This window comes from Thalassococcus profundi (genome assembly GCF_003344785.1).
Taxonomy (GTDB): Bacteria; Pseudomonadota; Alphaproteobacteria; order Rhodobacterales; family Rhodobacteraceae; genus Puniceibacterium; species Puniceibacterium profundi.
This window is the reverse complement of the sequence record NZ_QPMK01000003.1, coordinates 563,381-584,048: the sequence shown is the minus strand read 5'-3', so window position 1 is coordinate 584,048 and position 20,668 is coordinate 563,381. Positions and strand designations below refer to the sequence as shown.

Sequence of the window (20,668 nt, the reverse complement as noted above, 5' to 3'; positions counted from 1 at the left end):
CTACAATCGTTGGAAGCGGTGGAGCGACAAGGGCATCTTCGCGAAGATGATGGCGGGACTGGTTGCCGAGCACGGCGAGAAGAAGACCGTGATGATCGACGTGAGCAGGCGAACGCCATGCGTTCGAGTGAGCCTGCGCAAGTACCTGTCCGTCCGGCAAGCGCAGCTACATCGTCCAGTACCGCGCGCGGGGTCGGTCCCGCCGCTACACGATCGGCCTTCACGGCGTCTGGACGGCCGAGACGGCGCGGCGGGAGGCGAAGGCCCTACTCGGGAACGTCGCCCGGGGAAACGACCCGGCCGAAGAGCGCGACGAAGACCGCAAGGCGCTGACGGTCAAGCAGATCTGCGAGCAATACATCGAGGATATGGAGGCCGGCCTGATCATGGGTAAAGGCGGTCGCCCCAAGAAGGCGTCGACGATCGAGATCGATGTGGGCTGTATCCGCCGCCACATCACCCCCCTCCTCGGCACCCGGCGCGTCCGCGACATCACCAAGCCGGACATGTACAACCTGATGAAGGACATCATCGCCGGGAAGACCCGCATCGTGATGAAAACGGATAAGCTTCGCGGCAAGGCTATCGTGCGAGGGGGTCGTGGAACAGCGATCCGTACGATGGGACTGCTTGTAGTTGCCGGTCGACCAGTCGAGCAACCGCGCGTCGTCGTCTTTCATGAAAAAGAAGGCCGGCGGCATTGCCATGCGGTGTGGAGCCGGATCGATGCCGAAACCATGACAGCCAGTGGGTCAGTTCATGGGCAAGTGTGGCGTAGTAGGCCTCGGGGCTGCGGAAGCTCTCAAAGATCGGCATCTGCACATGATCGCTGCCACCCGCATAATGGGCGCTATTTCCGCCATGGCGGATATCCGCGCCGACAAGTCAGTTCGCCTTGCTCCAGATCGGCAATGATCTTGTTGGTCACTCTTTCATAAATATCGGTTTTCATTGGCTTTCCCCTTTCCTCGGGTAGTCGGTTGCGCATGCAACCGGACTAGGCCCGCGCCAATGAGCGGGGGGATGGGATGGTTCCAAGGAAGGGCAGCGTGGCAGCTCCCTCCCTGGTCAGGGATGCAGGCACACCTCGAATTGCGGGCAGCGCTCAGCAAGGCCGGTGGCATCTTGGAATCTCCTTCGCTGGAGTTTGGCGAAGATAGCGACAGCCTGCTTATCGAAAACCTGCTGGCCAGCGTGTCACAGCACCAACGCCAGAAAAACGGTGAGCAGACGCTCAGCCTCGAAGCTTTTCAGACGATCCAGAACCGATTGAACGGCATCGCACGCGTTCCTGCACGCAAGGACATCAGTGAAGATTTCCCACTGCGGGGATTCGTTCTGTGCGGCTGCTGCGGCACCCCGCTAACGGCGAACTGGTCGAAGGGTAAGGCCGCGCATTATCCCTACTACCTGTGTCGTCAGAAGGATTGCACAGCCAAGGGCAAGTCGATCCGCCGTGAGGTGGTCGAGCAAGAATTTGAAGCGCTCTTAAAGGCGCTGCGCCCGACAGAAGAGCTTTTCGAGCTTGCCTCTGCACTGTTTAAAGACCTGTGGGAGCAACGCGCGAAAGCCATGAAAGACCAAGGGAAGTCGATGAAGGCCGAGCTTTCGCAGATCGAGCGCAAGATCGCTCAACTCATGGATCGGCTTGTTGAAGCGGACAGCGAATCCGTCATTCGTGCCTATGAGAAACGCATCGGAGACCTCGAAACGGATCGCATGGTCATGCGCGAGAAAATCGAAAAATGCGGCAAACCACTGGCCACCTACGAGGATACGTTCGAACACTCGATGGAATTTCTCGCAAACCCTTGGAAAATATGGGAAAATGTTCAGATTGAGTACTGTCAAACGGTGCTGAAACTGGCATTTGCGGACCAACTGGCATATGACCGTGAAAACGGTTTTCGAACACCAGAAATATCCTTACCGTTCAAGGCGTTAGGGGATATTTGCAGCGGAAATTTAGAGATGGCGCACCCAGTAGGATTCGAACCTACGACCTTCGCCTTCGGAGGGCGACACTCTATCCAGCTGAGCTATGGGTGCAAACTGCTTACGCAGTGCTTACTTCAAATTTCTGCGGGATTAAAGCAAAGATCGACAGCCCCGCAAGCCACTGATCCAAAACGTTTATTTTCACTCACTTTCACACAACGGACCCTTGACACCAGCCTTCGGAGGGCAGCGCTCTATCCAGCTGAGCTACGGGTGCCTGCGTCTGTCTCTTAGGACAAACGCCGGAGCGCCGCAATCGCAAATCCGCTTGCGCCGGCCCCCTGGTGCGGCATGATCGCGCCGCAGGCCCGATATCAGGATCCCGTCATGCCCCTCATTCCCCTCTGGCTTCTGGTTGCCGTGCAGGCCGCGGTGTCGGCGGCGTCGCTGGTGGTCGAGATCGTCGCGGGGCGGATGCTGGCGCCTTACGTGGGCATGTCGCTCTATACCTGGACCGCGGTGATCGCGGTGGTGCTGGCGGGGTTCTCCGCCGGGCACTGGTGGGGCGGCGTGCTGGCCGAACGGACGCTGCCCCGCGCGCTGCGCGCCACCGGCTGGGCACTGGTCGGCGCGGCCCTCACCACGGCTCTGGCAGCGCAGGCGCTGCGTTTCAGCGCCGGGCCGCTGCTGGGCCTGGCGCCGGATCCGGTCTGGGGCATCACCGGGCTGACGCTGGCGGCGTTCTTCCTGCCGTCGTTCTTTGCCGGAGTGCCGGCGCCGGTGCTGACCGCCGCCGCCCTGGCCGGTGCCACGCCGCAGGGCCGCGCGCTCGGGGCGATGTTCGCCGCGGGCGCCATGGGCGCCATCTTTGGCACGCTGCTGGCCGGGTTCGTGTTCATCTCATGGCTCGGCAGTGCGGCGACGCTGGCCGTGGTCACGGGAGTCTACATCGCGGCGGCGGGGCTCTGCCTCTGGCAAGGTCGCGCGGGCCGATGGGCCAGCACCGCGTCTCTGACCCTCTGCGCGGTGCTGGGCGCGCAGGGGCTGGCTGCGCCCTCTCCCTGCACGGTAGAGAGCCGCTATTTCTGCATCGCCGTGCGGGACGTGGCGAGCGACCCCGGGAAACCCGTCCGCGCCATGGTGATCGACCATCTGGTGCACGGCATCTCGGCCCGCGACCTGCCGGAGGTGATGTTCACGGACCATGCCGCCATGCTGGACGCGCTGGCGCGGCTGCGCGCGCCCGACCCGGCCTTTTCCTCCTTCTTCATCGGCGGCGGCAACTACGCCCTGCCCCGCGCCTTTGCCGCGCGCGGCCTGACCGACATCACGGTGGCCGAGATCGACCCGGCCGTGACCGCCACCGCTGCCGGGTCCTTCTGGTTCGACCCGGGCACCGCGCGGGTGCTGCATGCCGACGCACGCGTGGCGCTGCGCGCCGAGACACGCAGATTCGACGTCATCGTCGGCGATGCCTTCACCGATACCGCGGTGCCGCAGCATCTGGTCACACGGGAGTTCTTCGAGCTGGTGGCGACGCGTCTCACGCCCGAGGGCAGCTACCTGATGAACGTCATCGACTATGCCGACAGCCTGCGCGCGGTCGGCAGCCTGGTGGCGACGCTGCGCACGGTCTTTCCCTCGGTCGAGGTCTGGTCCGAAGCGCGCGCACCGCAGCCCGGCGAACGGGTGGTCATGGTCATCGCCGCCGGCGCGGCAGAGACGGAGGTCAGCCGCTTTGCCGTGCCCTCGCCGGACCGCACGGAATTTGCCGCCCTGGGTCCCGCCTTTGTCGATCAGATGGCGGCGCGGGGCCTCGTGCTCAGCGACGATTACGCCCCGATCGACCGGCTGGTGGGCGCGCGGGACTGAACCCCGCGCCGCCGGATCAGCCGAAAAGCTCGTGCGCCAGTTCCAGCGCCTCGATCAGCACATCGACCTCTTCGCGGGTGTTGTAGACGCCGAAGGAGGCGCGGCAGGTCGCCGTCAGGCCCAGGTGATCCATCAGCGGGCCGGTGCAATGCTGGCCGGCGCGCACCGCGACGCCCTTCTTGTCGAGGATGGTCGAGATGTCATGCGCATGGGCCGCGCCGTTCAGCGTGAAGGAAAAGATTGCCGCCTTGTCGGGTGTCGTGCCCTGCACCTGCAGCCAGTTGAGACCGTCCAGACGCTCGCGGGCATAGGCGGTGAGGTCGCGTTCGTGGGCGGCGATGTTATCCATCCCCAGCCCCATCATGTAGTCGAGCGCCACGCCCAGCCCGATGGTCTGGACGATGCCGGGGGTGCCGGCCTCGAACTTCATTGGCGGGTCGTTCCAGATCACCTCGTCCTTGTGGACCTCCTTGATCATGTCGCCACCGCCGATGAAGGGGCGCATCTCGTCCATGCGGTCGCGCTTGATGTAGATCGCCCCCGACCCCGAAGGACCGTAAAGCTTGTGGCCGGTCACGGCGTAGAAATCGCAGCCGATATCGCGTACGTCGACCGGCATGTGGACCGCGGCCTGGCTGCCGTCGACCAGCACCGGCACGCCCTTGGCGTGGGCGGCGGCGCAGATCGCCTTGACGTCCACGACGGTGCCCAAAACGTTTGACAGATGGGTGATCGCCACCAGCTTGGTGCGCGGCGTGATCGCGTCGATGACCTTCTGCGGGTCCAACGCGCCGGTGCTGTCCACGTCGATCCAGGTCAGTTTCACCCCCTGCCGTTCGCGCAGGAAATGCCATGGCACGATGTTGGCGTGATGCTCCATCACCGACAGCACAATTTCGTCTCCCGCTTCCATCCGCGGCATGGCCCAGCCGTAGGCCACGAGGTTGATGCCCTCGGTGGTGCCGGAATTGAGCACGATCTCCTCTTCGTCCTTTGCCCCTAGAAACTTCGCAACAGTGCCGCGCACGCCCTCGTATTTCTCGGTCGCGAGGTTGCTGAGGTAATGCAGCCCGCGGTGGACGTTGGCGTATTCCTCGGCATAGGCGCGGGTGACGGCATCGATCACCACCTGCGGCTTCTGCGCCGAGGCGCCGTTGTCGAGGTAGACCAGCGGCTTGCCATTGACCTCGCGTGCGAGGATCGGAAAGTCGCGGCGGATGTCGTGCACGTCAAACATTCGTATTCAGTCCCATAGTCGTGGCCCCGATCAGGGTCAGGAAGAAGGAGAGGCCCAGAACCAGCCCCGTCACTCCCAATAATAGCACCAGCGCCGCCTTGCCCAGTGCGGCAAAACCGTGCGCCTCGTCGATGAACTGCACCAGGATCCAGACCCCCAGCACCGCCGCACCGACCACCAGCAGCCCGGCGAGGCTTTCGTTGACCAGCGCGAGCGCCACGACGGCAAGCTGCACCAGCATCCGCAGCGCCTGCAGCCAGATCAACAGCAGGCCGATATCCTCGATCCGCGCGACGCCGCCCAAGGCGCGGCCGGTCCAGGTGATGGCGATCGCCGTGACCCCCAGCGTGCCGCCCATCAGCAGCATGAAGATCACCGGGTTGCCCAGCAGCGACGTCAGCGCCGGGTCTGGCGGCGAGACCTGTACCGAGACGGTGAAGATCAGCGTGTTGAGCACCAGCACCAGTGCCAGCGCCAGCAGCAGAGCCTCGTGGCCCAGTCGCAGCGACAGCAGCAGGCGCGCCACGTCGCGCGGGGCCAGAACCGTCTGCCAGGCCAGCCGAAGGAAACCGGCGAATGTCACGCGCGGTCCCCCTGCTCGGCTACCTTGAGGCTGGACAGCCAGAACCACAGGAACACGCCGAACCACGCCAGCCCGATGATGCTGAGCGCGGCCCCCTTGCCGATGAACCCGGCCACCAGTCCGTTCAGGAGAATGAGCGGAGTCGAGGCCAGGAGGCTCCAGAACAAGGCCAGCCGCGCGCCGTACCAGCCGCCCTTCCCGCCGAAAAGCTTGGCCACCAGGTGCGACAGCGCAGCAAGCAGATAGAGGCCCAACGGCGCGATGAAGAGCCAGCCGAAGAGCGCCCCGGCCAGCAGCGCGTTGAGCTCCAGCTCTTCGAGATGCGCGCGGCGCGAGATCGCGGGCCACTGCGCGATAAACACCAGCAGGCAGGCCCCCATCAGGATCGCCAGCGCACGGTCCTCGCGGGGGCCGGCGGCCAGAAGGCGGCGCATGACCGCCCCCGGCCCCCGGTAGGTGGCCGCGATATCGCGCGTCACCGGCAAGGCGTCAGGCGCTCCGCCGCAGCAGCCAGGCCGAGATCTTCTCGACCACCTGGGCCGACAGCGTCTCGTCCTCGATCTCTTCCACCGCTTCGGCGAGGAAGGCCAGCGTCAGCAGGTTGGTGGCATCGGAATGCGGCACCCCGCGCGAGCGCAGGTAGAACAGCGCCTCTTCGTCGATGGCGCCCGAGGTCGAACCGTGCGAGCAGGCGACGTCGTCGGCGTAGATTTCAAGCTCGGGCTTGGCGAGGAACTGGCTGTCCCCGTCCAGCAGCAGGCTCTGGCTGATCTGGTAGCCGTCGGTTTTCTGCGCGCCGGCCTTGACCAGGATCTTGCCCTGGAAGACGCCGGTCGCACCGTTGCGCAGCACCTTCTTGAACACCTGCCGGCTTTCGCAATTCACCGCATCATGAGTGATGAACACCGTGTCGTCGTGGTGGAAATCGCCGTCCCCGACGCATGCACCCGCCACGTGCGCGATGGCATCGTCGCCGGTCAGTTCGATAATGCATTCGTTGCGCGTCATCACGCCGTTTGCGGTCAGCGTGAAGCTCTTGAACGCCGACTCCGTGCCCAGCCGCGCGAAGATATGCGTGGCGGCGCGGCGTTCATGGTCGCGGCCCTGCGCGCGCACGTGGTGGAACCGGGCGGTGTCGGCCACGTCGACCTCCATCACCTCGTTGAAGCGTGCGGCGGCGGGACCGTTCTCGAGGATCGTGACCTCGGCCCCGGGATCGACCTTGATCACGTGATGCAGGATCGCGTCCGAGCTTTCGTCCTCGTGGTAATACATCAGGTTGATCGGCTTTGACGGCGTGCCGGTGACATGCAGCAGGATGCCGTCGGTCGCAAAAGCGGTGTTGAGCGCCGCGAGCGGGCGCTGCACCGGGGTCTGGCCGTTGGTTTCCAGCGTGCCATACAAGTCCTTGGCCCAGTGGATGTCCGCCTTGCTTTCGGCCAGACGTTCGATGCTGATGCCCTCGAGGCTCAGGTCGTCGGAGGCTTCGGCGTCGAAGACACCGTCCACAAAGACGATCTTCAGCCGGTCGATCGCTTCGAAAATCTGGGTTTCCTGCGTATCGAAGACGGCCGCGCGCGGCGCCTCGGCCTGGGTCAGCGTCGCCGGGTTGGTGAACTTCCAGTACTCGTCGCGCCGTCCGGGCAGGCCCATGGCCTGTACCCGCGCCAGCGCATCGCGCCGCGCCGCTTCGGTCCAGCCGCCAGCAGGCAGGTCAAGCATTGCGAGCCGCGCTTCGGTTTCGGTCTGTTTCGCCTGCGGCAATGCCATTACGCCACCTCCTCGACGATATCGGTATAGCCGTTCTTTTCGACCTCGAGCGCCAGTTCCGGCCCGCCGGTCTTCACGATGCGGCCGTCGGACATGATGTGCACGACGTCCGGCACGATGTGATCCAGCAGACGCTGGTAGTGGGTGATGACGAGGAACCCGCGGCCCTCGGAGCGCAGGGCATTCACGCCGTCGGCCACCAGTTTCATGGCATCCACGTCCAGACCCGAATCCGTTTCGTCGAGGATGCACATCTTGGGCTCGAGCATCGCCATCTGCAGGATCTCGTTGCGCTTCTTCTCGCCGCCCGAGAACCCGACGTTCACCGGACGCTTGAGCATGTCGGCGTCGATCTTCAGCTCTTTCGCGCGCTCGCGGATCACCTTGAGGAACTCGGTCGAGGACATTTCCTCTTCTCCCCGCGCCTTGCGCTGCGCGTTCACGGCGGTGCGCAGGAAGGTCATGTTGCCGACGCCCGGGATCTCGACCGGGTACTGGAAGGCCAGGAAGAGGCCAGCCGCCGCGCGCTCTTCGGGATCCATGTCGAGGATGTCCTCACCCAGCAGCGTCGCCTCGCCGTCCGTCACCTCATAGCCCTCGCGACCCGATAGGACATAGGACAGGGTCGACTTGCCCGACCCGTTCGGCCCCATGATCGCGTGCACCTTGCCCGCCTCGACGGTGAGGTCGACGCCCTTGAGGATCTGCTTGTCCTCTTCTTCAAGTTTCACGTGCAGGTTCTTGATCTCAAGCATGTTTCTTCCTTTTCCTGTCGTCTGCGCGGGCCTCTCAGGGCCGCACGGTCAATTGCATGATCCGCAGCAGCCGCGACGGCGGTATCGGCTGCGGGGTGATGTCGAACCGCGCCATGCGGCCGGTCAGTTCGGGCGTGCCGAGGAATTCCTCGACATGGTGATACTGCTGCCGCCCGGCGTAGTCGTCGAAGAGCAGCGTGATGGGTTTTTGCGCCAGGAAACAGGCCGCCAGCGCACAGCCCTCGCGGAACCGCCCGTCGACCAGCACCACGTCCGGGTGCCGGAACTCCGGCAGGCCCCAGACCTGCAACGGATAGCGCGGATAGCGCCGCCATTCGCTGTCGTCGACCGGGCGGCCCCATTCCTTCGTGGCGCCCACGTCGGACCAGATCACGTCGACCTCGGTGCCCGGCGCCGGCGGGTTCTGCTCCAGCCACGCCCGCATCATCAGCGCCCAGTCCTTGTCCGACTCGACCGCGAAAACGGTCTTGCCCGGCAGTTCCGACGCCAGCGCCGTGGACCCGCCGGTGCCATATTCGAGAATGACCTGCGCGCGTGCGTAGTGCTCGCGCAGAATCGTCGCCTCGGCCTCGGGCATGGTCAGCTCCGGACGGTCGATGCGGGTGTCGGTGGTCATCCGTCCAACACCACCGCCGTACCGGAGACGGACACCATAAGCATCGAATCGCCCACCACCTCGTAGTCGATGTCGACGCCCACGACGGCATTTGCGCCCATCGCCGCGGCGCGCTGTTCGACCTCGCGCATGGCGGTGTCGCGGGCATCCTGCATCTTGGATTCGTAGGCGCCCGAGCGTCCGCCGATGATGTCGGTGATCCCGGCAAAGAAATCGCGCACGACATTCGCGCCCATGATCGCCTCGCCCACGACGATGCCCTTGTAGGCGGTGATCCGGCGGCCTTCGATGGTGTTCGTCGTCGTCAGGATCATGTTCCCATCCCCAGGTAAGTGACCAGCATCATGACGGAAAGCCCCAGCAGCCCCGCCACCAGAGAGGTGAGCAGCACCGATCCCGCGATCAACCCCTCGGTCTTGCCGCCCCGCTTGCGAATCCCGAGGCCGATCAGCGAGCCCAGGAATACGCCCAGCCCCGCACCGGCGGATTTGACCACCAGATACCCTAGCATGCGGCCCCCTCGGCGCTTGCGCTCTGCACAAAGTAATTCACGTTGGCGGCCTGGTGGCGCGCCTCGAAGGTGACCGCATATCCCAGATCCGCGCACCAGTGCCGGAATGCCGTGTCGTTGCCGCTATCGACCTCGACGAAAAGCGCCGGACGCGCGTCCGAGATCACCGCCTCGAAGCCGGAAAGCACTTTCATCTCCATACCTTCCGCGTCGATCTTGATCAGGTCCGGCCGCTCTCCGGCAAAGAGGTCGTCGCCGCGGTGCACGGCGATGTCGCCCGCGCCCGCCTGCATCTGCGCCGCACCAAGGTTCCGGCCGCGCTCGGCGATGCCAAATCCGCCCTCGGTCCGGTCCGACAAGCCGATACCAAGCGCCGAAAGATCGACAATGCCGCCCAGTCCGTTGACCGAGATATTCGCCCTCAGCGCCTCGATCGCCCTGGGATTGGGTTCTATCGCAACCACGCGCGACGCACCCATAAGGGTCGCGAAATAGATCGCGTGATTGCCGATATTGGCCCCCACATCGATCACATAGGCTCCGGGCTTCATGTACCGCGCCAGCCGGTCCAGATCGGCGCGTTCGTAGAACTTGCCGACCCGGTGACGACCCTGGATCGGGCAACCTTCCGCGTTGAGGTGAAAGGTCAGATCGAAGCCGTCGATATGCGCCGCGACCGTGTCCATCACTTGCCGCGCCCCAGCACGATCTGCGCAAAGCAGTTGCCAAGAAAGCCCGACACAAAGGAGATGCCGACCACGGTCGCCAACCCCTTCATGCCCAGCACGAAGTCCACGACCACGGCGAAACCGGCGCAGAACACGCCGGTCAGCAGCGCCGGAAGCAGCAAGAGCTTTCCCATGGCATCCCCCAAAGGCCGCGCGCGGCGCTTAGCCGACCGACCCTTCGAGAGAGATCGCGACCAGCGCCTGCGCCTCCATGGCAAACTCCATCGGCAGCGCCTGCAGCACTTCCTTGGCAAAGCCGTTGACGATCAGCGCCACCGCTTCCTCCTCGTCCATGCCGCGCTGGCGGCAGTAGAACATCTGGTCGTCGTCGACCTTGGAGGTCGTGGCCTCGTGCTCCACCCGGCTCGAGTTGTTCTTGACCTCGATGTAGGGCACCGTGTGCGCCCCGCATTTGTCGCCGATGAGCAGGCTGTCGCACTGGGTGTAGTTGCGGCTGTCCTTGGCCTTGGGATGCATCGACACCAGGCCGCGATAGGTGTTCTGCGCCACCCCCGCGCTGATCCCCTTGGAGACGATGCGCGACTTGGTGCGCTTGCCCAGGTGGATCATCTTGGTGCCGGTATCGGCCTGCTGGTGGTTGTTGGTGATGGCGATCGAGTAGAACTCGCCCTGGCTGTCGTCGCCGCGCAGGATGCAGCTGGGATACTTCCAGGTCACGGCAGAGCCTGTTTCCACCTGCGTCCACATCACCTTGGCCCGGTCGCCGCGGCAATCGGCGCGCTTGGTGACGAAGTTGTAGATGCCGCCCTTGCCGTTCTCGTCGCCGGGATACCAGTTCTGCACCGTGGAATATTTCACCTCCGCGTCTTCCTCGACGATGATCTCGACCACCGCCGCGTGCAGCTGGCTGGTGTCGCGCTGCGGCGCGGTGCAGCCTTCGAGGTAGCTGACGTAGGACCCCTTGTCGGCGATGATCAGCGTGCGTTCGAACTGGCCGGTATTCTCGGCATTGATGCGGAAATAGGTCGACAGCTCCATCGGGCAGCGCACGCCCGGCGGGATGTAGACGAACGACCCGTCCGAAAAGACCGCCGAATTGAGCGTCGCGTAGAAGTTGTCGCTCACCGGCACGACGCTGCCGAGGTATTTCTTCACCAGTTCCGGATGTTCGCGGATCGCCTCGGAGATCGAGCAGAAGATCACGCCGGCCTTCTCAAGTTCCTTCTGGAAGGTCGTGCCGACAGAGACGGAATCGAAGACCGCATCGACCGCGACCTTGCGCTCTTCCTTGCCCTCGGCGGGCGTCTCTCCGGCGCCTTCGACCCCGGCCAGGACCATCTGCTCCTTCAGCGGAATGCCGAGCTTCTTGTAGGTCTCGAGCAGTTTCGGATCGACGTCGTCCAGCGACTTGGGCTTTTCCGCCATGCTCTTGGGACGGGCATAGTAGTACTGGTCCTGGAAATCGATCTGCGGATAATCGACCATGGCCCAGTCGGGCTCTTCCTTCTGCAGCCAGCGCTCGTAGGCCGCCAGCCGCCATTCCGTCATCCACTCCGGCTCTTCGTTCTTTTCCGAGATCAGCCGCACGATGTCGGGCGTCAGGCCCTTCGGCGCATAGTCCATCTCGATGTCGGTGTTCCAGCCGTACTTGTACTTGCCGCCGACCTGCTGGACCTTGTCCACCGTATCCTGATCGACGCCTTCCTTGACGTTCGGCTGGTCCTTGACGTTGTCCAAAGCTGCCATCTCGGCCCCCTCTTGATGTTCTGTCACGCGGCGCGCGCGCGGAATTTCGCGTGCTGTCTCAGCCAGGTTTCGGCAAAACGCAACACGTCGCTCTCTGTCGTCTCCGGCCCCAGACTGACGCGGATGGCGCTGCTGGCGGCGATCTCGTCGTGGCCCATGGCCTGCAGCACCCGGCTGGCACGCACCTTGCCGCTGGAGCAGGCGCTGCCCGCGCTGATCGCAAAGCCGGCAAGATCCATCTGCATCACCTGCGTCTCGCCCTTCCAGCCGGGCGTGATCAGGCATGAGGTGTTGGGCAGACGACTGCCCGATTTCCCAACGAAAATAGTCTCTTTCGCCCCAGCCTCAAGAGCGGATTCTAGAATGTTTCTAAGTTTTTCGACCCGCGCCCAGATGCCGTCGTCCAGATCGCGCGCCGCCGCCTCGGCCGCGGCGCCGAACCCGGCGATGCCGATCACGTTCTCGGTGCCCGAACGGCGGCCCATCTCCTGTCCGCCGCCCCTGATCTGCGCCGGGATGTCGGTGCCGCGCCGCATCACCAGCGCGCCCACGCCCTTGGGCCCGCCCAGCTTGTGCGCCGACACGAAGGCCATGCGGCACCCCATCCAGTTGAAGGCCACCGGCAGACGCCCGAATGCCTGCGTCGCATCCACGGCCCACAGGCCCGGCGGCAAATCCTGCACCACGCCGGTTTCGGAATTCGCGGCCTGCAACACCGACCGCCCGGGATCGCTGACCTCGACCAGCCCGTCGGCCGATACCGGCAGATCCGCCGTTACCCAGGCCGCCACCGCGTCGTGCTCGATGCCGGCGCCCGACAGGTCCTGCCCGGCACAGGCCAACGCCGCCGCTTCGGTCGCGCCCGACACGAACACCACGTCCGCCCCATCGGCGCCAAAGGCCGCGGCGACCTGCGCCCGCGCCCGCTCCACCAGCGCCTTGGCTGCGCGGCCCTCGCCATGCACGGAGGACGGATTGCCCACCTGGTCCATTGCCGCGATCATCGCCGCCCGCGCCTCGACCCTCAAGGGCATCGTGGCGTTATGATCAAGGTAGACCCGGCTCACCGATGTCGCTCCTTCATCTTGCCGATAAACTCCAGAGAGCACGAGAGACAGCGTCTCTCGTATCGCGCAGCGATCTTCATGCCTCGGCCTCCAGCGGATCGTCGACCACCGGGAAGAGATTCGGCACCGCCGGACAGGGCGCGAGGTCGTTGCCCACCACGTCCGACAGCCGCGTCTGGTGCAGGAAGACGTAGACATGGGCGCTCAAGCCCTCCCACAGCCGGTTCGACAGCGACTGCGCGCGGCTTCCCGACAGCGCACCCGAGGCACCGGCGCCCTTGTGCATGGCGTCCACCGTCTCGTCCACCGCGGCGAGGATATCCACCACCTTGATGTCGCTCGCGGGCCGCGCCAGGCGGTAGCCGCCGCCCGGACCGCGCACCGACGCGACCAGCTTGGCGCGGCGCAGCTTGACGAACAGCTGTTCGAGATAGGGCAGCGACACGTCCTGCCGCCGCGCGATGTCGCCCAGCGTCACGAGATCGCCCGCAGGCTGCAGCGCGATGTCCACCAGCGCCACCATCGCGTATCGTCCCTTGGTACTCAGCTTCACCACACACCCCCGCCGGCCGCGTCACGACCGATTGACCTCGTCGACTTCTGCGCTTATCTGCCACGGATGCGCAGCCGGAGCGATCCGGAATTAGAACCGTTCTAAGGTGCCCAAGCGAATTCGTCAAGAATTGGCGACATGCACCGGCAAGGAGTCCGCCCGTTTATGCCCGAGGTGATTTTTCCCGGACCCGAAGGCCGTCTGGAAGGCCGCTACCATCCGCAGAAAGACCGCGATGCCCCGATCGCCATCGTCCTGCACCCGCATCCGCAATTCGGCGGGACGATGAACAACAAGGTCGTCTACAACCTGCACTATGCCTTCTACAACATGGGCTTCACCGTGCTGCGGTTCAATTTCCGCGGCGTCGGCCGCAGCCAGGGAGAATACGATCAGGGCGTCGGCGAGCTGTCGGATGCGGCTTCGGCGCTCGACTACCTGCAGTCGATGAACAACAACTCCAAGCATTGCTGGGTGGCGGGCTTTTCCTTCGGCGCCTGGATCGGCATGCAGCTTTTGATGCGGCGGCCCGAGATCACCGGCTTCGTCTCGGTCAGCCCGCCGGCCAACATGTACGACTTTTCCTTCCTGGCCCCCTGCCCGTCCTCGGGCCTGATCCTCAACGGCAGCAACGACCGCGTGGCTCCGCCCGCGGACACCCGCGCGCTGGTGGGCAAGCTCAAGGAACAGAAGGGCATCACCATCACCCACGAGCAGATCGACGGGTCGGGGCATTTCTTCGAAGAGCCCTACATGGAGCCGATGATCGGCACCGTGACCGACTACGTCAAACGCCGGCTGACCGAACAAAGCCGCTGAAGCGGAAAGGATCGCACCGATGTCGTTCGTCAACGAGCTCGCGGACAAACTGGCCGAAGACACCTTCAAGGCCATGAAGGAATTGGGCGACGACCGGTTCTACATGGAAGTGGCCAAGGAACTGGCCGCCTCCTCGACGACGCTGGAAGAGGCGTTCCTGACCTCGATCCGCGTGCGCATGGCCGAACGTCGCGCGCGCGCCTTCATCCGCAAGCGGCTGGACGGTCAGGCCAGGGATCTGAACGACTAGCAAGGGTTCTCAGACAGGTGCGTCAGTTTCGAAGTCCGGCGAAACTGGTCAGAATCGCTGCGCGATACGAGAGACGCTGTCTCTCGTGCTCTCTGGAGTTTATCGGCAAGATGAAGCCGGGATCGGAGCGGGCGTGGCGCGTTCGATCCTGGGCGGCTCTGCAGTCACGGACCTCGGGCCGTCCGCGGGACGCGGTCGTGTCAGAAATGGATCGCGCGGCCCCAGGCGTGCAACACCGATTCATGCATCATCTCGGACAGGGTGGGATGCGGAAAGACCGTCTGCATCAGCTCCGCTTCGGTGGTTTCGAGCTGGCGGCCCACCACGTATCCTTGGATCAGCTCTGTCACCTCCGCCCCGATCATGTGGGCGCCCAGCAGCGCGCCGGTCGTCGCGTCGAAAACGGTCTTGATCAGCCCCTCGGGTTCGCCGAGCGCGATGGCCTTGCCATTGCCGATGAAGGGAAACCGCCCGACCCTTATCTCGTGCCCGGCGGCGCGGGCCTGTGCCTCGGTCAGACCGACGCTGGCGATCTGCGGATGGCAGTAGGTGCAGCCCGCGATGCTGCCGGGATCGACCGCGTGCGGCGCGCCGCCGGCGATCAGCTCGGCGACCATGACGCCTTCGTGGCTGGCCTTGTGCGCCAGCCAGGGGGCGCCCGCGACATCGCCGATGGCGTAGAGGCCGGGCACGCCTGTGCGGCCCTGCGCGTCTGTGACCACGTGGGTCTTTTCGACCCGGACGCCGAGGTCTTCAAGCCCCAGATCCTCGACATTGCCGACGATGCCCACGGCAGAGATCACCGTATCGAAGGTGCCGCTCGTCGACTTGCCATCCTTCTCGAACTCCGCCGTCATCTTTCCGCCGTTCCGCGACAGCGTGACCCGCGTACTTTCCAGCACCGTCATGCCCTGCTTTTCGAACGCCTTGCGAGCCAGGGTGCTGATCTCTTCATCCTCGACCGGCAGGATGCGGTCCATGACCTCGACCACCGTCGTTTTCGCGCCCAGCGTGTTGAAGAAGCTGGCGAATTCGATGCCGATGGCACCCGAGCCCACGACCAGCAGATCCTTGGGCATCCGGGTCGGGCGCAGCGCGTGCTTGTAGCTCCAGATCAGGTCGCCGTCCGGCTCCAGCCCCGGCAGCGACCGGGCGCGGGCGCCGGTGGCGAGCACGATGTCCGGCGCGGCAAGGTCGCGCGTGCCAGCGTCGCCGCGCACCGAAACCCGGCCCGGTTCGGGCAGATGTGCGGTGCCCATGACGACGGTAATCTTGTTCTTCTTCAGCAGATGGCCCACACCGGCGGTCAGCTGGCCCGCCACGTCGCGCGACCGCGCCACCACGCGGTCGAGGTCAAAGCTGATGTCCCCGGCGCGCAGGCCAAAGTCGCCGGCCCGCTGCATGAGGTGAAAGACCTCGGCAGAGCGCAGCATCGCCTTGGTGGGAATGCAGCCCCAGTTGAGGCAGATGCCGCCCAGGTGCTCGCGTTCGACCACGGCGACCCTGAGCCCAAGCTGCGCGCCGCGAATGGCGGCGACATAGCCGCCCGGCCCCGCGCCGATCACGATCATGTCGAAATTTTCGGATGCCATGCCCTGCCCCTCCCCGGTCGGTCTGGTCGACGCTAGACCATCGCCGGGAAGGCAGCAATATCAGCCGGCTGACCCGGGATCAGGCCGGTTCCTGCAGGGCGCGCAGGGTCTTGCCGTAGCCGCCGTTTTCCACATAGGCGATCTCGGGACCGGTGCTGCGCCGGTCGAGCGCCGTGTTGCGGGCCGGAAAGCGGCCGAAAAGGCGGATTTCCTCGCGATGCGCCTTGGCGTGCAGCAGGTTGTCGGTGCCGCTCAGCCGTTCGTTCATCAGCCGTACGCAGCGGTCCTGGTCGCAGAGGTTTTCCGAATGCATCAGCGGCAGGTAGAAGAATTGCCGCGCCGGCGGGTCGATCCTGAGGTCCCAGCCGCGGGCGATGGCCTGCTTGGCCGCCGCGAGCGCCACCGCGTCCGAGGAAAAGCTGCGCGCCTCGCCGCGGAACATGTTTCGGGAGAACTGGTCGACCAGGATGATATAGGCCAGCGCGCCGCTGGGATAGGTGAGCCAGAGCGCGTAGCGCCCCTCCATCGCACCGTGCCAGGTGGCTTCGAACCGGTCGCGGATCCGGGCGTCGAGCGCCGGGTCCGAGGTATACCAGTCCGAGGGACCGACCTCGTCGAGCCAGAAGCTCAGAATATCCTCGGGTCCGGGCATGGACGTGTCTCCTCTCACATCGCCAGCATATGTTTGTAAAAAATTAACGAAACCCACCGTCATTTCTCCAGTAACATTTGGTGTCAAATCGACATATGCGCGTTTTCCGCGCGGTTCCATTCACGCCGCCGTGTCTTTGGGCTGATCGGCGGATTCCGCCGCTTCGATGGCGTATTCCTGGGCCACTTCCATGAAGACCGGAGAGCTGGCCTGGCTGATCGGGGCGAACCTGCCGGTCTCGTCGACGGTCGGCGCGGGCCGCCGGGTCATCCGCCAGAGGCCGTAGGCGGTGAGCAGCAGCAGCAGCACCGCGATCAGGATGAAGAAGCCCTGCGGCCCGACGGTGTCCATGACCCAGCCGATGATCAGCGGCCCGGTGATGGCGCCCAGCCCGTTGATGAAGAGCATCCCCGCAGAGGCGCTGGCCATGTCCTCGTGTCCGAGAAAGTCGTTGGTATAGGCGATGAGCAGCGAATAAAGCGGGTTGGCCATGCCGCCGATCAGGAACGCCGACACAAGCAGCACGACGAAATTCGCCGAAAAGGCCACGGCAAAGACCGCCGAGGCCCCGCCCAGGAACGCCACGATGGTGATGAGCCGGCGGCGGTCCATGCGGTCCGAAAGGAAGCCGAGCGGATACTGCAGCACCAGCGCGCCCACGTAGAAGGCCGCGACGAACATCGAGATCTGCTGCAGGCTCAGCCCCGCGGCGGTGCCGTAGACCGCCGACATGCCGAACTGCGCCGCGTAGACGCCGCCCAGCAGGAACATGCCCACGCAGCCCAGCGGCGAGGTCCGGAAGAGTTGCGCCAGGCTCATCCGCTTGGTGGTCTCGAAAGCCGGGGTCGGGCTGATCGACAGCAGGATCGGCGCGAAGGCAACCGACACGAGCACCGACCCGAGCACGAAGAGGAAAAAGCCCGACGTGTCCGGGATCAGCAGCATGGCCTGTGCCGCGATGATGCCGACCATCTGCACGATCATGTAGAGCGACAGCGCCTGGCCGCGATTTTCGTTGCTGGCCGAGTTGTTGAGCCAGGATTCCGCGGTCACGTAGACGCCGCAGAAGCAGAACCCGATGATGACGCGCCCGATGGCCCAGACGATCGGGTTCGGAAACGCCGGGTAGAGGATCAGCACCGCCGAGATGAACGAGCCGAGGGCGGCGAAGACGCGCACGTGGCCGACCCGGCGAATGAGCTCGGGCGTCATGCGCGAGGCAAGCAGGAAACCGGCGAAATAGGAGGACATCACCACGGAAAGCTGGAACGCGGAAAAGCCCGCTTCGCCGCCGCGCACACCCAGCAGAGAGCTTTGCAGACCGTTGCCCAGCATCAGCATCAGCATGCCCAGCAAGAGCGCCCAAGAGCTTTTCAGAACCTCGAACATCGGTCTTTCCTTTTCTGCCCGCGTCCGGATAGCGGTTTTCGGTCCCAGCTACCGGCTGAACGTTAAAGCATCGCGTTCGATTGCGACACCCGACGCCCTTTTTGGGCCCCTTCCCATGGGGTCACGGCAGCGGCAAGCCGGATCGGCGTGCCTGACTGCGACGTTCTGGCGCAGGAAGGTCAGGTTCGGCGCAAGTGACCGCGATGCCGGGTCACCTGATCCCAACGGTGGCGGATGATGCATTTCATCTGCCAATAATTACAGGTCTAGACATGAATTTCCAATTAATCACTTTCCGGGAATAAATTAATGAATTGGTTCAGAAAAACTTCGGCAGTGAGCTGAAAAGTTTTTGTCTCCTGTCAGAAATTGCAGGTCTTCGTTTCCATGATAAATCACCTTGCCCCGATTCATCCCGACGTCACCTAGCGCGCCAACTTCGCCAGAATTTCGCCAAGTATATGGCAGTAAATACTTTCCCCGAAAAATTCGATCGCAACCATGGACCGAAACCACCGATCGTGGGCCCGAAAAGAACTTTTCCGCCGTTGCCTGGCGTGGGGGAACAGACATGAAAGCCTTACTAACAATGCGCTCACAATGGGCAGGGCGTCAATTTTTCTCAGAACCAGATTTCTCTGAAAATGAATTATCATTGATAAGATTAAGCGCCTATAATTACGTGACTTACCTGAACGCATTAACTATTTATTAACCAGTAAGCCCCAATCACGCCATTCGCGCCCAACTTCCGACACAATTAAGTTCACAATTAAATTCAAGAAACCCAAAAAATGACCTTGACAACACGGTTTCGGCGAAAGGGAATCCAATGGTGAACATGTGTCGCTTGCGTACCGGTGCTGTCGGTTTTTGCAGAAGTGAATCCGGCTCCTATTCGGCGGAGTTTGCCATTTGGACGCCTTTCCTTCTGGTGATGCTGCTGCTGATCATCGATTTCTCCTACCTGATGGTGTCCAACGCCAGCATGTGGAACGCGGCGCGCAACACGGCGCGGGCGGTGTCGATCCATCGCGTCACACCCGATGCGGCCGAAGAACACCTGCGCGACGCGCTGTTCTTCGACGACACACCCTACTCGGTGACGATCACGACACTGAAGGACGAGGTCGCAGTTGTCGTGAGACTCGACGCCACGAAGGTGGCGCTGACCCCGGTGCTGGGCCGCTACGTGGTGGGGACGATGACGGCCCGCGTCCACATGCTTAGGGAGCCGGAATGATGCGCCGTTTTGAATCACTTCGCCGTCACGCCAGCGACGAAGGCGGCACCGGCACCTTGGCCAGCCTGTTTATTACCGTCATCTGTCTGCTGCTGGGTGGTGGTGCCGTCGACATCGCCAACGCTTGGCGGGTGTCCGAGATCCTGCAATCCTCGGCAGAAGCTGCAGCGATCAGCGCGGCGATCCGTGCCTCGGAACCGGTGCGCAATGAGACTCCGATATCCGTGGCCTACCGCGTCGCCAGGGCGAGCTTGGACCAGGCCGATATCGCGAATGCCTGGAACGAGGAAAGCTTCGACCTGGGGCATTTGAATCCGGTGACCCGAGCTTTCGTGCCGCTGAGCGACCACGCCCCGGAGCGGAGCGCCACCGCGGTGCGGGTCACTCTGAACCGCGAGGACCGGTTCCGCACCGCCGAACCCCTGCTCTTCGTCAAGCTCTTCGGCTACGATCCGTGGAACATCCGGGGCCGCGCCGTGGCAGAAATCCGGACCCGGCCCGAGCTGGAATGCCCCGATCCGCTCCTGTCGCTGCAGACCCGCGTCGACGTATCGTCCAAGAACGTTTATCTGGGCGTTTGCCTGATGGCCGAAGCCGAGATCGATTATGGGGCCAAGCCGATCTGGAAGAACGGTGCCACTGACCGGCTGATCAACGACATCCTCGCGCAGGGGCTGAGCCTCGACCGGGTCAACCTGTTCGGCGGTCCGCCCTCGCTGCGAAAGTCCGACCTGCGTCGCGCTGCGGAAACCGCGACACGGAACCTAAAGCTCGACGACCTGGACGACATCCAGGTGATGAGCAACGGCAGCTTCTACGTGGATTGCGAAGATAACGAGGTGCTGCGCCTGGGTGAAGGCTTCGTGCTGCAAAACGCCGCGATCTTTTCCGAATGTCCCGTGCGGTTCGACGGCGAGGTCCGGCTCGAGGCATCGCTGGTGGTGTCGAACCTCACTTCGCTATTGCACGATCTGGACGAGGTGTCGCTGCGGCCCGATGCGATCCTGACCGGCTCCCCGCCCTGCGCGCCCGGAGACGGGGTGCGTATCGTGCTCTTCGTAGATGCGGCGGCCATGGCCAACATCCCGGCCCTTGTGTCCACCGATACGCCGCTGGGCGCGTATCTCGACAAAACCGTGGCGCAAACCGGCGACGTACTCGGCGAGACGCTCGGCGTGCTGGGCGGAATCGTGAACCCCATGGTGAGCGAGATCTCCGAAATCACGACCCAGCTCGAGCTGCTGCCGATCTGCCTCAACGCCCGCACGATGCTGCAATCGGACACGGTGGTTCTGCGATAGACCGGACGGACGCTGGCTCTGAGCCCATTTCTGTAGACAGCGTCGCCGGCTTGGACCTAAGATT

General features: G+C 64.0%; 24 protein-coding genes, 1 tRNA gene and 3 pseudogenes. 8 read left to right on the top strand and 20 right to left on the bottom strand.

Annotated elements, in window-relative coordinates; translation table 11 throughout:
• Both DU478_RS07070 and DU478_RS23295 read left to right on the top strand, forming a co-directional pair.
• Nucleotides 1-106, top strand: a pseudogene (locus DU478_RS07070) (IS5/IS1182 family transposase); the annotation flags it as partial.
• A 64-nt stretch (nucleotides 107-170) separates the two neighbouring features.
• Nucleotides 171-257: pseudogene (locus DU478_RS23295) on the top strand (hypothetical protein); the annotation flags it as partial.
• 9 nt (nucleotides 258-266) lie between these two features.
• On the opposite strand, the gene DU478_RS23290 reads toward DU478_RS23295, so the two are convergent.
• Both DU478_RS23290 and DU478_RS23100 read right to left on the bottom strand, forming a co-directional pair.
• On the bottom strand, nucleotides 267-680 hold the full coding sequence (locus DU478_RS23290; RefSeq protein WP_233501147.1) for a hypothetical protein: 414 nt from the start codon (nucleotides 678-680) through the stop codon (nucleotides 267-269).
• Nucleotides 583-822, bottom strand: a complete 240-nt coding sequence (locus DU478_RS23100; RefSeq protein WP_233501144.1) for a zincin-like metallopeptidase domain-containing protein — start codon at nucleotides 820-822, stop codon at nucleotides 583-585. The genes DU478_RS23290 and DU478_RS23100 overlap by 98 nt, the downstream gene beginning before the upstream one ends.
• A gap of 189 nt (nucleotides 823-1,011) precedes the next feature.
• Between DU478_RS23100 and DU478_RS23695 the strand changes: the two are divergent.
• Nucleotides 1,012-1,479, top strand: a pseudogene (locus tag DU478_RS23695) (zinc ribbon domain-containing protein); the annotation flags it as partial.
• A 9-nt stretch (nucleotides 1,480-1,488) separates the two neighbouring features.
• Here DU478_RS23695 and DU478_RS07050 read toward each other — a convergent pair.
• Both DU478_RS07050 and DU478_RS07045 read right to left on the bottom strand, forming a co-directional pair.
• The gene (locus tag DU478_RS07050) at nucleotides 1,489-1,788 is read right to left on the bottom strand and encodes a hypothetical protein (RefSeq protein ID WP_114510214.1); all 300 of its coding nucleotides are present in this window, start codon (nucleotides 1,786-1,788) and stop codon (nucleotides 1,489-1,491) included.
• 184 nt (nucleotides 1,789-1,972) lie between these two features.
• A tRNA-Arg gene (locus DU478_RS07045) sits at nucleotides 1,973-2,049 on the bottom strand.
• A gap of 276 nt (nucleotides 2,050-2,325) precedes the next feature.
• Here DU478_RS07045 and DU478_RS07040 point away from each other — a divergent pair.
• Nucleotides 2,326-3,810, top strand: a complete 1,485-nt coding sequence (locus tag DU478_RS07040) for a fused MFS/spermidine synthase (RefSeq protein ID WP_114510213.1) — start codon at nucleotides 2,326-2,328, stop codon at nucleotides 3,808-3,810.
• 16 nt (nucleotides 3,811-3,826) lie between these two features.
• On the opposite strand, the gene DU478_RS07035 is transcribed toward DU478_RS07040, so the two are convergent.
• From DU478_RS07035 to iscR, 13 genes are all read right to left on the bottom strand, one after another.
• On the bottom strand, nucleotides 3,827-5,047 hold the full coding sequence (locus DU478_RS07035) for a cysteine desulfurase (RefSeq protein WP_114510212.1): 1,221 nt from the start codon (nucleotides 5,045-5,047) through the stop codon (nucleotides 3,827-3,829).
• The gene (locus DU478_RS07030) at nucleotides 5,040-5,630 is read right to left on the bottom strand and encodes a YIP1 family protein (protein WP_114510211.1); all 591 of its coding nucleotides are present in this window, start codon (nucleotides 5,628-5,630) and stop codon (nucleotides 5,040-5,042) included. Before DU478_RS07030 ends, DU478_RS07035 begins: the two co-directional genes overlap by 8 nt.
• Complete coding sequence (locus tag DU478_RS07025; protein ID WP_114510210.1) at nucleotides 5,627-6,115, bottom strand: YIP1 family protein; 489 nt, start codon at nucleotides 6,113-6,115, stop codon at nucleotides 5,627-5,629. The genes DU478_RS07030 and DU478_RS07025 overlap by 4 nt, the downstream gene beginning before the upstream one ends.
• 4 nt (nucleotides 6,116-6,119) lie before the next feature.
• Nucleotides 6,120-7,400 carry a Fe-S cluster assembly protein SufD gene (sufD, locus tag DU478_RS07020; RefSeq protein WP_114510209.1) on the bottom strand — a complete coding sequence of 427 codons (1,281 nt, stop codon included), beginning with the start codon at nucleotides 7,398-7,400 and terminating at the stop codon, nucleotides 6,120-6,122.
• Nucleotides 7,400-8,155: a Fe-S cluster assembly ATPase SufC gene (gene sufC / locus DU478_RS07015; RefSeq protein WP_114510208.1), complete on the bottom strand. Its 756-nt coding sequence runs from the start codon at nucleotides 8,153-8,155 to the stop codon at nucleotides 7,400-7,402. The genes sufD and sufC overlap by 1 nt, the downstream gene beginning before the upstream one ends.
• Before the next feature lie 34 nt (nucleotides 8,156-8,189).
• Nucleotides 8,190-8,792, bottom strand: a complete 603-nt coding sequence (locus DU478_RS07010) for a hypothetical protein (RefSeq protein ID WP_233501143.1) — start codon at nucleotides 8,790-8,792, stop codon at nucleotides 8,190-8,192.
• A complete protein-coding gene (locus DU478_RS07005; RefSeq protein ID WP_114510207.1) occupies nucleotides 8,789-9,106 on the bottom strand; it encodes a heavy metal-binding domain-containing protein in 318 nt (105 codons plus the stop codon). Before DU478_RS07005 ends, DU478_RS07010 begins: the two co-directional genes overlap by 4 nt.
• Complete coding sequence (locus tag DU478_RS07000; protein ID WP_114510206.1) at nucleotides 9,103-9,303, bottom strand: hypothetical protein; 201 nt, start codon at nucleotides 9,301-9,303, stop codon at nucleotides 9,103-9,105. The genes DU478_RS07005 and DU478_RS07000 overlap by 4 nt, the downstream gene beginning before the upstream one ends.
• On the bottom strand, nucleotides 9,297-9,989 hold the full coding sequence (locus DU478_RS06995) for an FkbM family methyltransferase (protein WP_114510205.1): 693 nt from the start codon (nucleotides 9,987-9,989) through the stop codon (nucleotides 9,297-9,299). The genes DU478_RS07000 and DU478_RS06995 overlap by 7 nt, the downstream gene beginning before the upstream one ends.
• Complete coding sequence (locus tag DU478_RS22860; RefSeq protein WP_158545754.1) at nucleotides 9,989-10,165, bottom strand: hypothetical protein; 177 nt, start codon at nucleotides 10,163-10,165, stop codon at nucleotides 9,989-9,991. The genes DU478_RS06995 and DU478_RS22860 overlap by 1 nt, the downstream gene beginning before the upstream one ends.
• Nucleotides 10,166-10,193: 28 nt before the next feature.
• Nucleotides 10,194-11,738, bottom strand: coding sequence for a Fe-S cluster assembly protein SufB (gene sufB, locus DU478_RS06985; protein WP_114510203.1), 1,545 nt, complete (start codon nucleotides 11,736-11,738; stop codon nucleotides 10,194-10,196).
• A 23-nt stretch (nucleotides 11,739-11,761) separates the two neighbouring features.
• Nucleotides 11,762-12,805 carry a cysteine desulfurase family protein gene (locus DU478_RS06980; protein ID WP_114510202.1) on the bottom strand — a complete coding sequence of 348 codons (1,044 nt, stop codon included), beginning with the start codon at nucleotides 12,803-12,805 and terminating at the stop codon, nucleotides 11,762-11,764.
• A gap of 76 nt (nucleotides 12,806-12,881) precedes the next feature.
• Nucleotides 12,882-13,358, bottom strand: coding sequence for a Fe-S cluster assembly transcriptional regulator IscR (gene iscR / locus DU478_RS06975; RefSeq protein ID WP_114510257.1), 477 nt, complete (start codon nucleotides 13,356-13,358; stop codon nucleotides 12,882-12,884).
• 165 nt (nucleotides 13,359-13,523) lie between these two features.
• Between iscR and DU478_RS06970 the strand changes: the two genes are divergently transcribed.
• Both DU478_RS06970 and DU478_RS06965 read left to right on the top strand, forming a co-directional pair.
• Nucleotides 13,524-14,177 carry an alpha/beta hydrolase gene (locus DU478_RS06970; RefSeq protein ID WP_114510201.1) on the top strand — a complete coding sequence of 218 codons (654 nt, stop codon included), beginning with the start codon at nucleotides 13,524-13,526 and terminating at the stop codon, nucleotides 14,175-14,177.
• A gap of 19 nt (nucleotides 14,178-14,196) precedes the next feature.
• Nucleotides 14,197-14,427 (top strand): hypothetical protein, encoded by a 231-nt coding sequence (locus tag DU478_RS06965; protein WP_114510200.1) that lies wholly within the window; start codon nucleotides 14,197-14,199, stop codon nucleotides 14,425-14,427.
• A gap of 200 nt (nucleotides 14,428-14,627) precedes the next feature.
• Here the strand turns inward: DU478_RS06965 and lpdA are convergent, their stop codons facing one another.
• From lpdA to DU478_RS06950, 3 genes are all read right to left on the bottom strand, one after another.
• Nucleotides 14,628-16,019 carry a dihydrolipoyl dehydrogenase gene (gene lpdA / locus DU478_RS06960; protein WP_114510199.1) on the bottom strand — a complete coding sequence of 464 codons (1,392 nt, stop codon included), beginning with the start codon at nucleotides 16,017-16,019 and terminating at the stop codon, nucleotides 14,628-14,630.
• Between the two features lie 79 nt (nucleotides 16,020-16,098).
• Nucleotides 16,099-16,671 carry a DUF924 family protein gene (locus tag DU478_RS06955; RefSeq protein ID WP_114510198.1) on the bottom strand — a complete coding sequence of 191 codons (573 nt, stop codon included), beginning with the start codon at nucleotides 16,669-16,671 and terminating at the stop codon, nucleotides 16,099-16,101.
• Nucleotides 16,672-16,791: 120 nt separating this feature from the next.
• Complete coding sequence (locus tag DU478_RS06950; RefSeq protein WP_114510197.1) at nucleotides 16,792-18,060, bottom strand: MFS transporter; 1,269 nt, start codon at nucleotides 18,058-18,060, stop codon at nucleotides 16,792-16,794.
• A gap of 832 nt (nucleotides 18,061-18,892) precedes the next feature.
• Here DU478_RS06950 and DU478_RS06945 point away from each other — a divergent pair.
• Both DU478_RS06945 and DU478_RS06940 read left to right on the top strand, forming a co-directional pair.
• Complete coding sequence (locus tag DU478_RS06945) at nucleotides 18,893-19,303, top strand: TadE/TadG family type IV pilus assembly protein (protein ID WP_114510196.1); 411 nt, start codon at nucleotides 18,893-18,895, stop codon at nucleotides 19,301-19,303.
• Nucleotides 19,303-20,604: a TadG family pilus assembly protein gene (locus tag DU478_RS06940; protein ID WP_158545753.1), complete on the top strand. Its 1,302-nt coding sequence runs from the start codon at nucleotides 19,303-19,305 to the stop codon at nucleotides 20,602-20,604. Before DU478_RS06945 ends, DU478_RS06940 begins: the two co-directional genes overlap by 1 nt.
• The last annotated feature ends 64 nt before the right edge of the window (nucleotides 20,605-20,668 follow it).

Bases quoted from the DNA above. Each gene is read 5' to 3' on its own strand.
- DU478_RS23290 (WP_233501147.1), bottom strand. From the start codon at position 680: ATGAAAGACGACGACGCGCGGTTGCTCGACTGGTCGACCGGCAACTAC.
- DU478_RS07040 (WP_114510213.1), top strand. From the start codon at position 2,326: ATGCCCCTCATTCCCCTCTGGCTTCTGGTTGCCGTGCAGGCCGCGGTG.
- DU478_RS07035 (WP_114510212.1), bottom strand. From the start codon at position 5,047: ATGTTTGACGTGCACGACATCCGCCGCGACTTTCCGATCCTCGCACGC.
- sufD (WP_114510209.1), bottom strand. From the start codon at position 7,400: ATGGCATTGCCGCAGGCGAAACAGACCGAAACCGAAGCGCGGCTCGCA.
- sufC (WP_114510208.1), bottom strand. From the start codon at position 8,155: ATGCTTGAGATCAAGAACCTGCACGTGAAACTTGAAGAAGAGGACAAG.
- DU478_RS07010 (WP_233501143.1), bottom strand. From the start codon at position 8,792: ATGACCACCGACACCCGCATCGACCGTCCGGAGCTGACCATGCCCGAG.
- DU478_RS07005 (WP_114510207.1), bottom strand. From the start codon at position 9,106: ATGATCCTGACGACGACGAACACCATCGAAGGCCGCCGGATCACCGCC.
- DU478_RS07000 (WP_114510206.1), bottom strand. From the start codon at position 9,303: ATGCTAGGGTATCTGGTGGTCAAATCCGCCGGTGCGGGGCTGGGCGTA.
- DU478_RS06995 (WP_114510205.1), bottom strand. From the start codon at position 9,989: ATGGACACGGTCGCGGCGCATATCGACGGCTTCGATCTGACCTTTCAC.
- DU478_RS22860 (WP_158545754.1), bottom strand. From the start codon at position 10,165: ATGGGAAAGCTCTTGCTGCTTCCGGCGCTGCTGACCGGCGTGTTCTGC.
- sufB (WP_114510203.1), bottom strand. From the start codon at position 11,738: ATGGCAGCTTTGGACAACGTCAAGGACCAGCCGAACGTCAAGGAAGGC.
- DU478_RS06970 (WP_114510201.1), top strand. From the start codon at position 13,524: ATGCCCGAGGTGATTTTTCCCGGACCCGAAGGCCGTCTGGAAGGCCGC.
- DU478_RS06965 (WP_114510200.1), top strand. From the start codon at position 14,197: ATGTCGTTCGTCAACGAGCTCGCGGACAAACTGGCCGAAGACACCTTC.
- lpdA (WP_114510199.1), bottom strand. From the start codon at position 16,019: ATGGCATCCGAAAATTTCGACATGATCGTGATCGGCGCGGGGCCGGGC.
- DU478_RS06955 (WP_114510198.1), bottom strand. From the start codon at position 16,671: ATGCCCGGACCCGAGGATATTCTGAGCTTCTGGCTCGACGAGGTCGGT.
- DU478_RS06950 (WP_114510197.1), bottom strand. From the start codon at position 18,060: ATGTTCGAGGTTCTGAAAAGCTCTTGGGCGCTCTTGCTGGGCATGCTG.
- DU478_RS06945 (WP_114510196.1), top strand. From the start codon at position 18,893: ATGGTGAACATGTGTCGCTTGCGTACCGGTGCTGTCGGTTTTTGCAGA.
- DU478_RS06940 (WP_158545753.1), top strand. From the start codon at position 19,303: ATGCGCCGTTTTGAATCACTTCGCCGTCACGCCAGCGACGAAGGCGGC.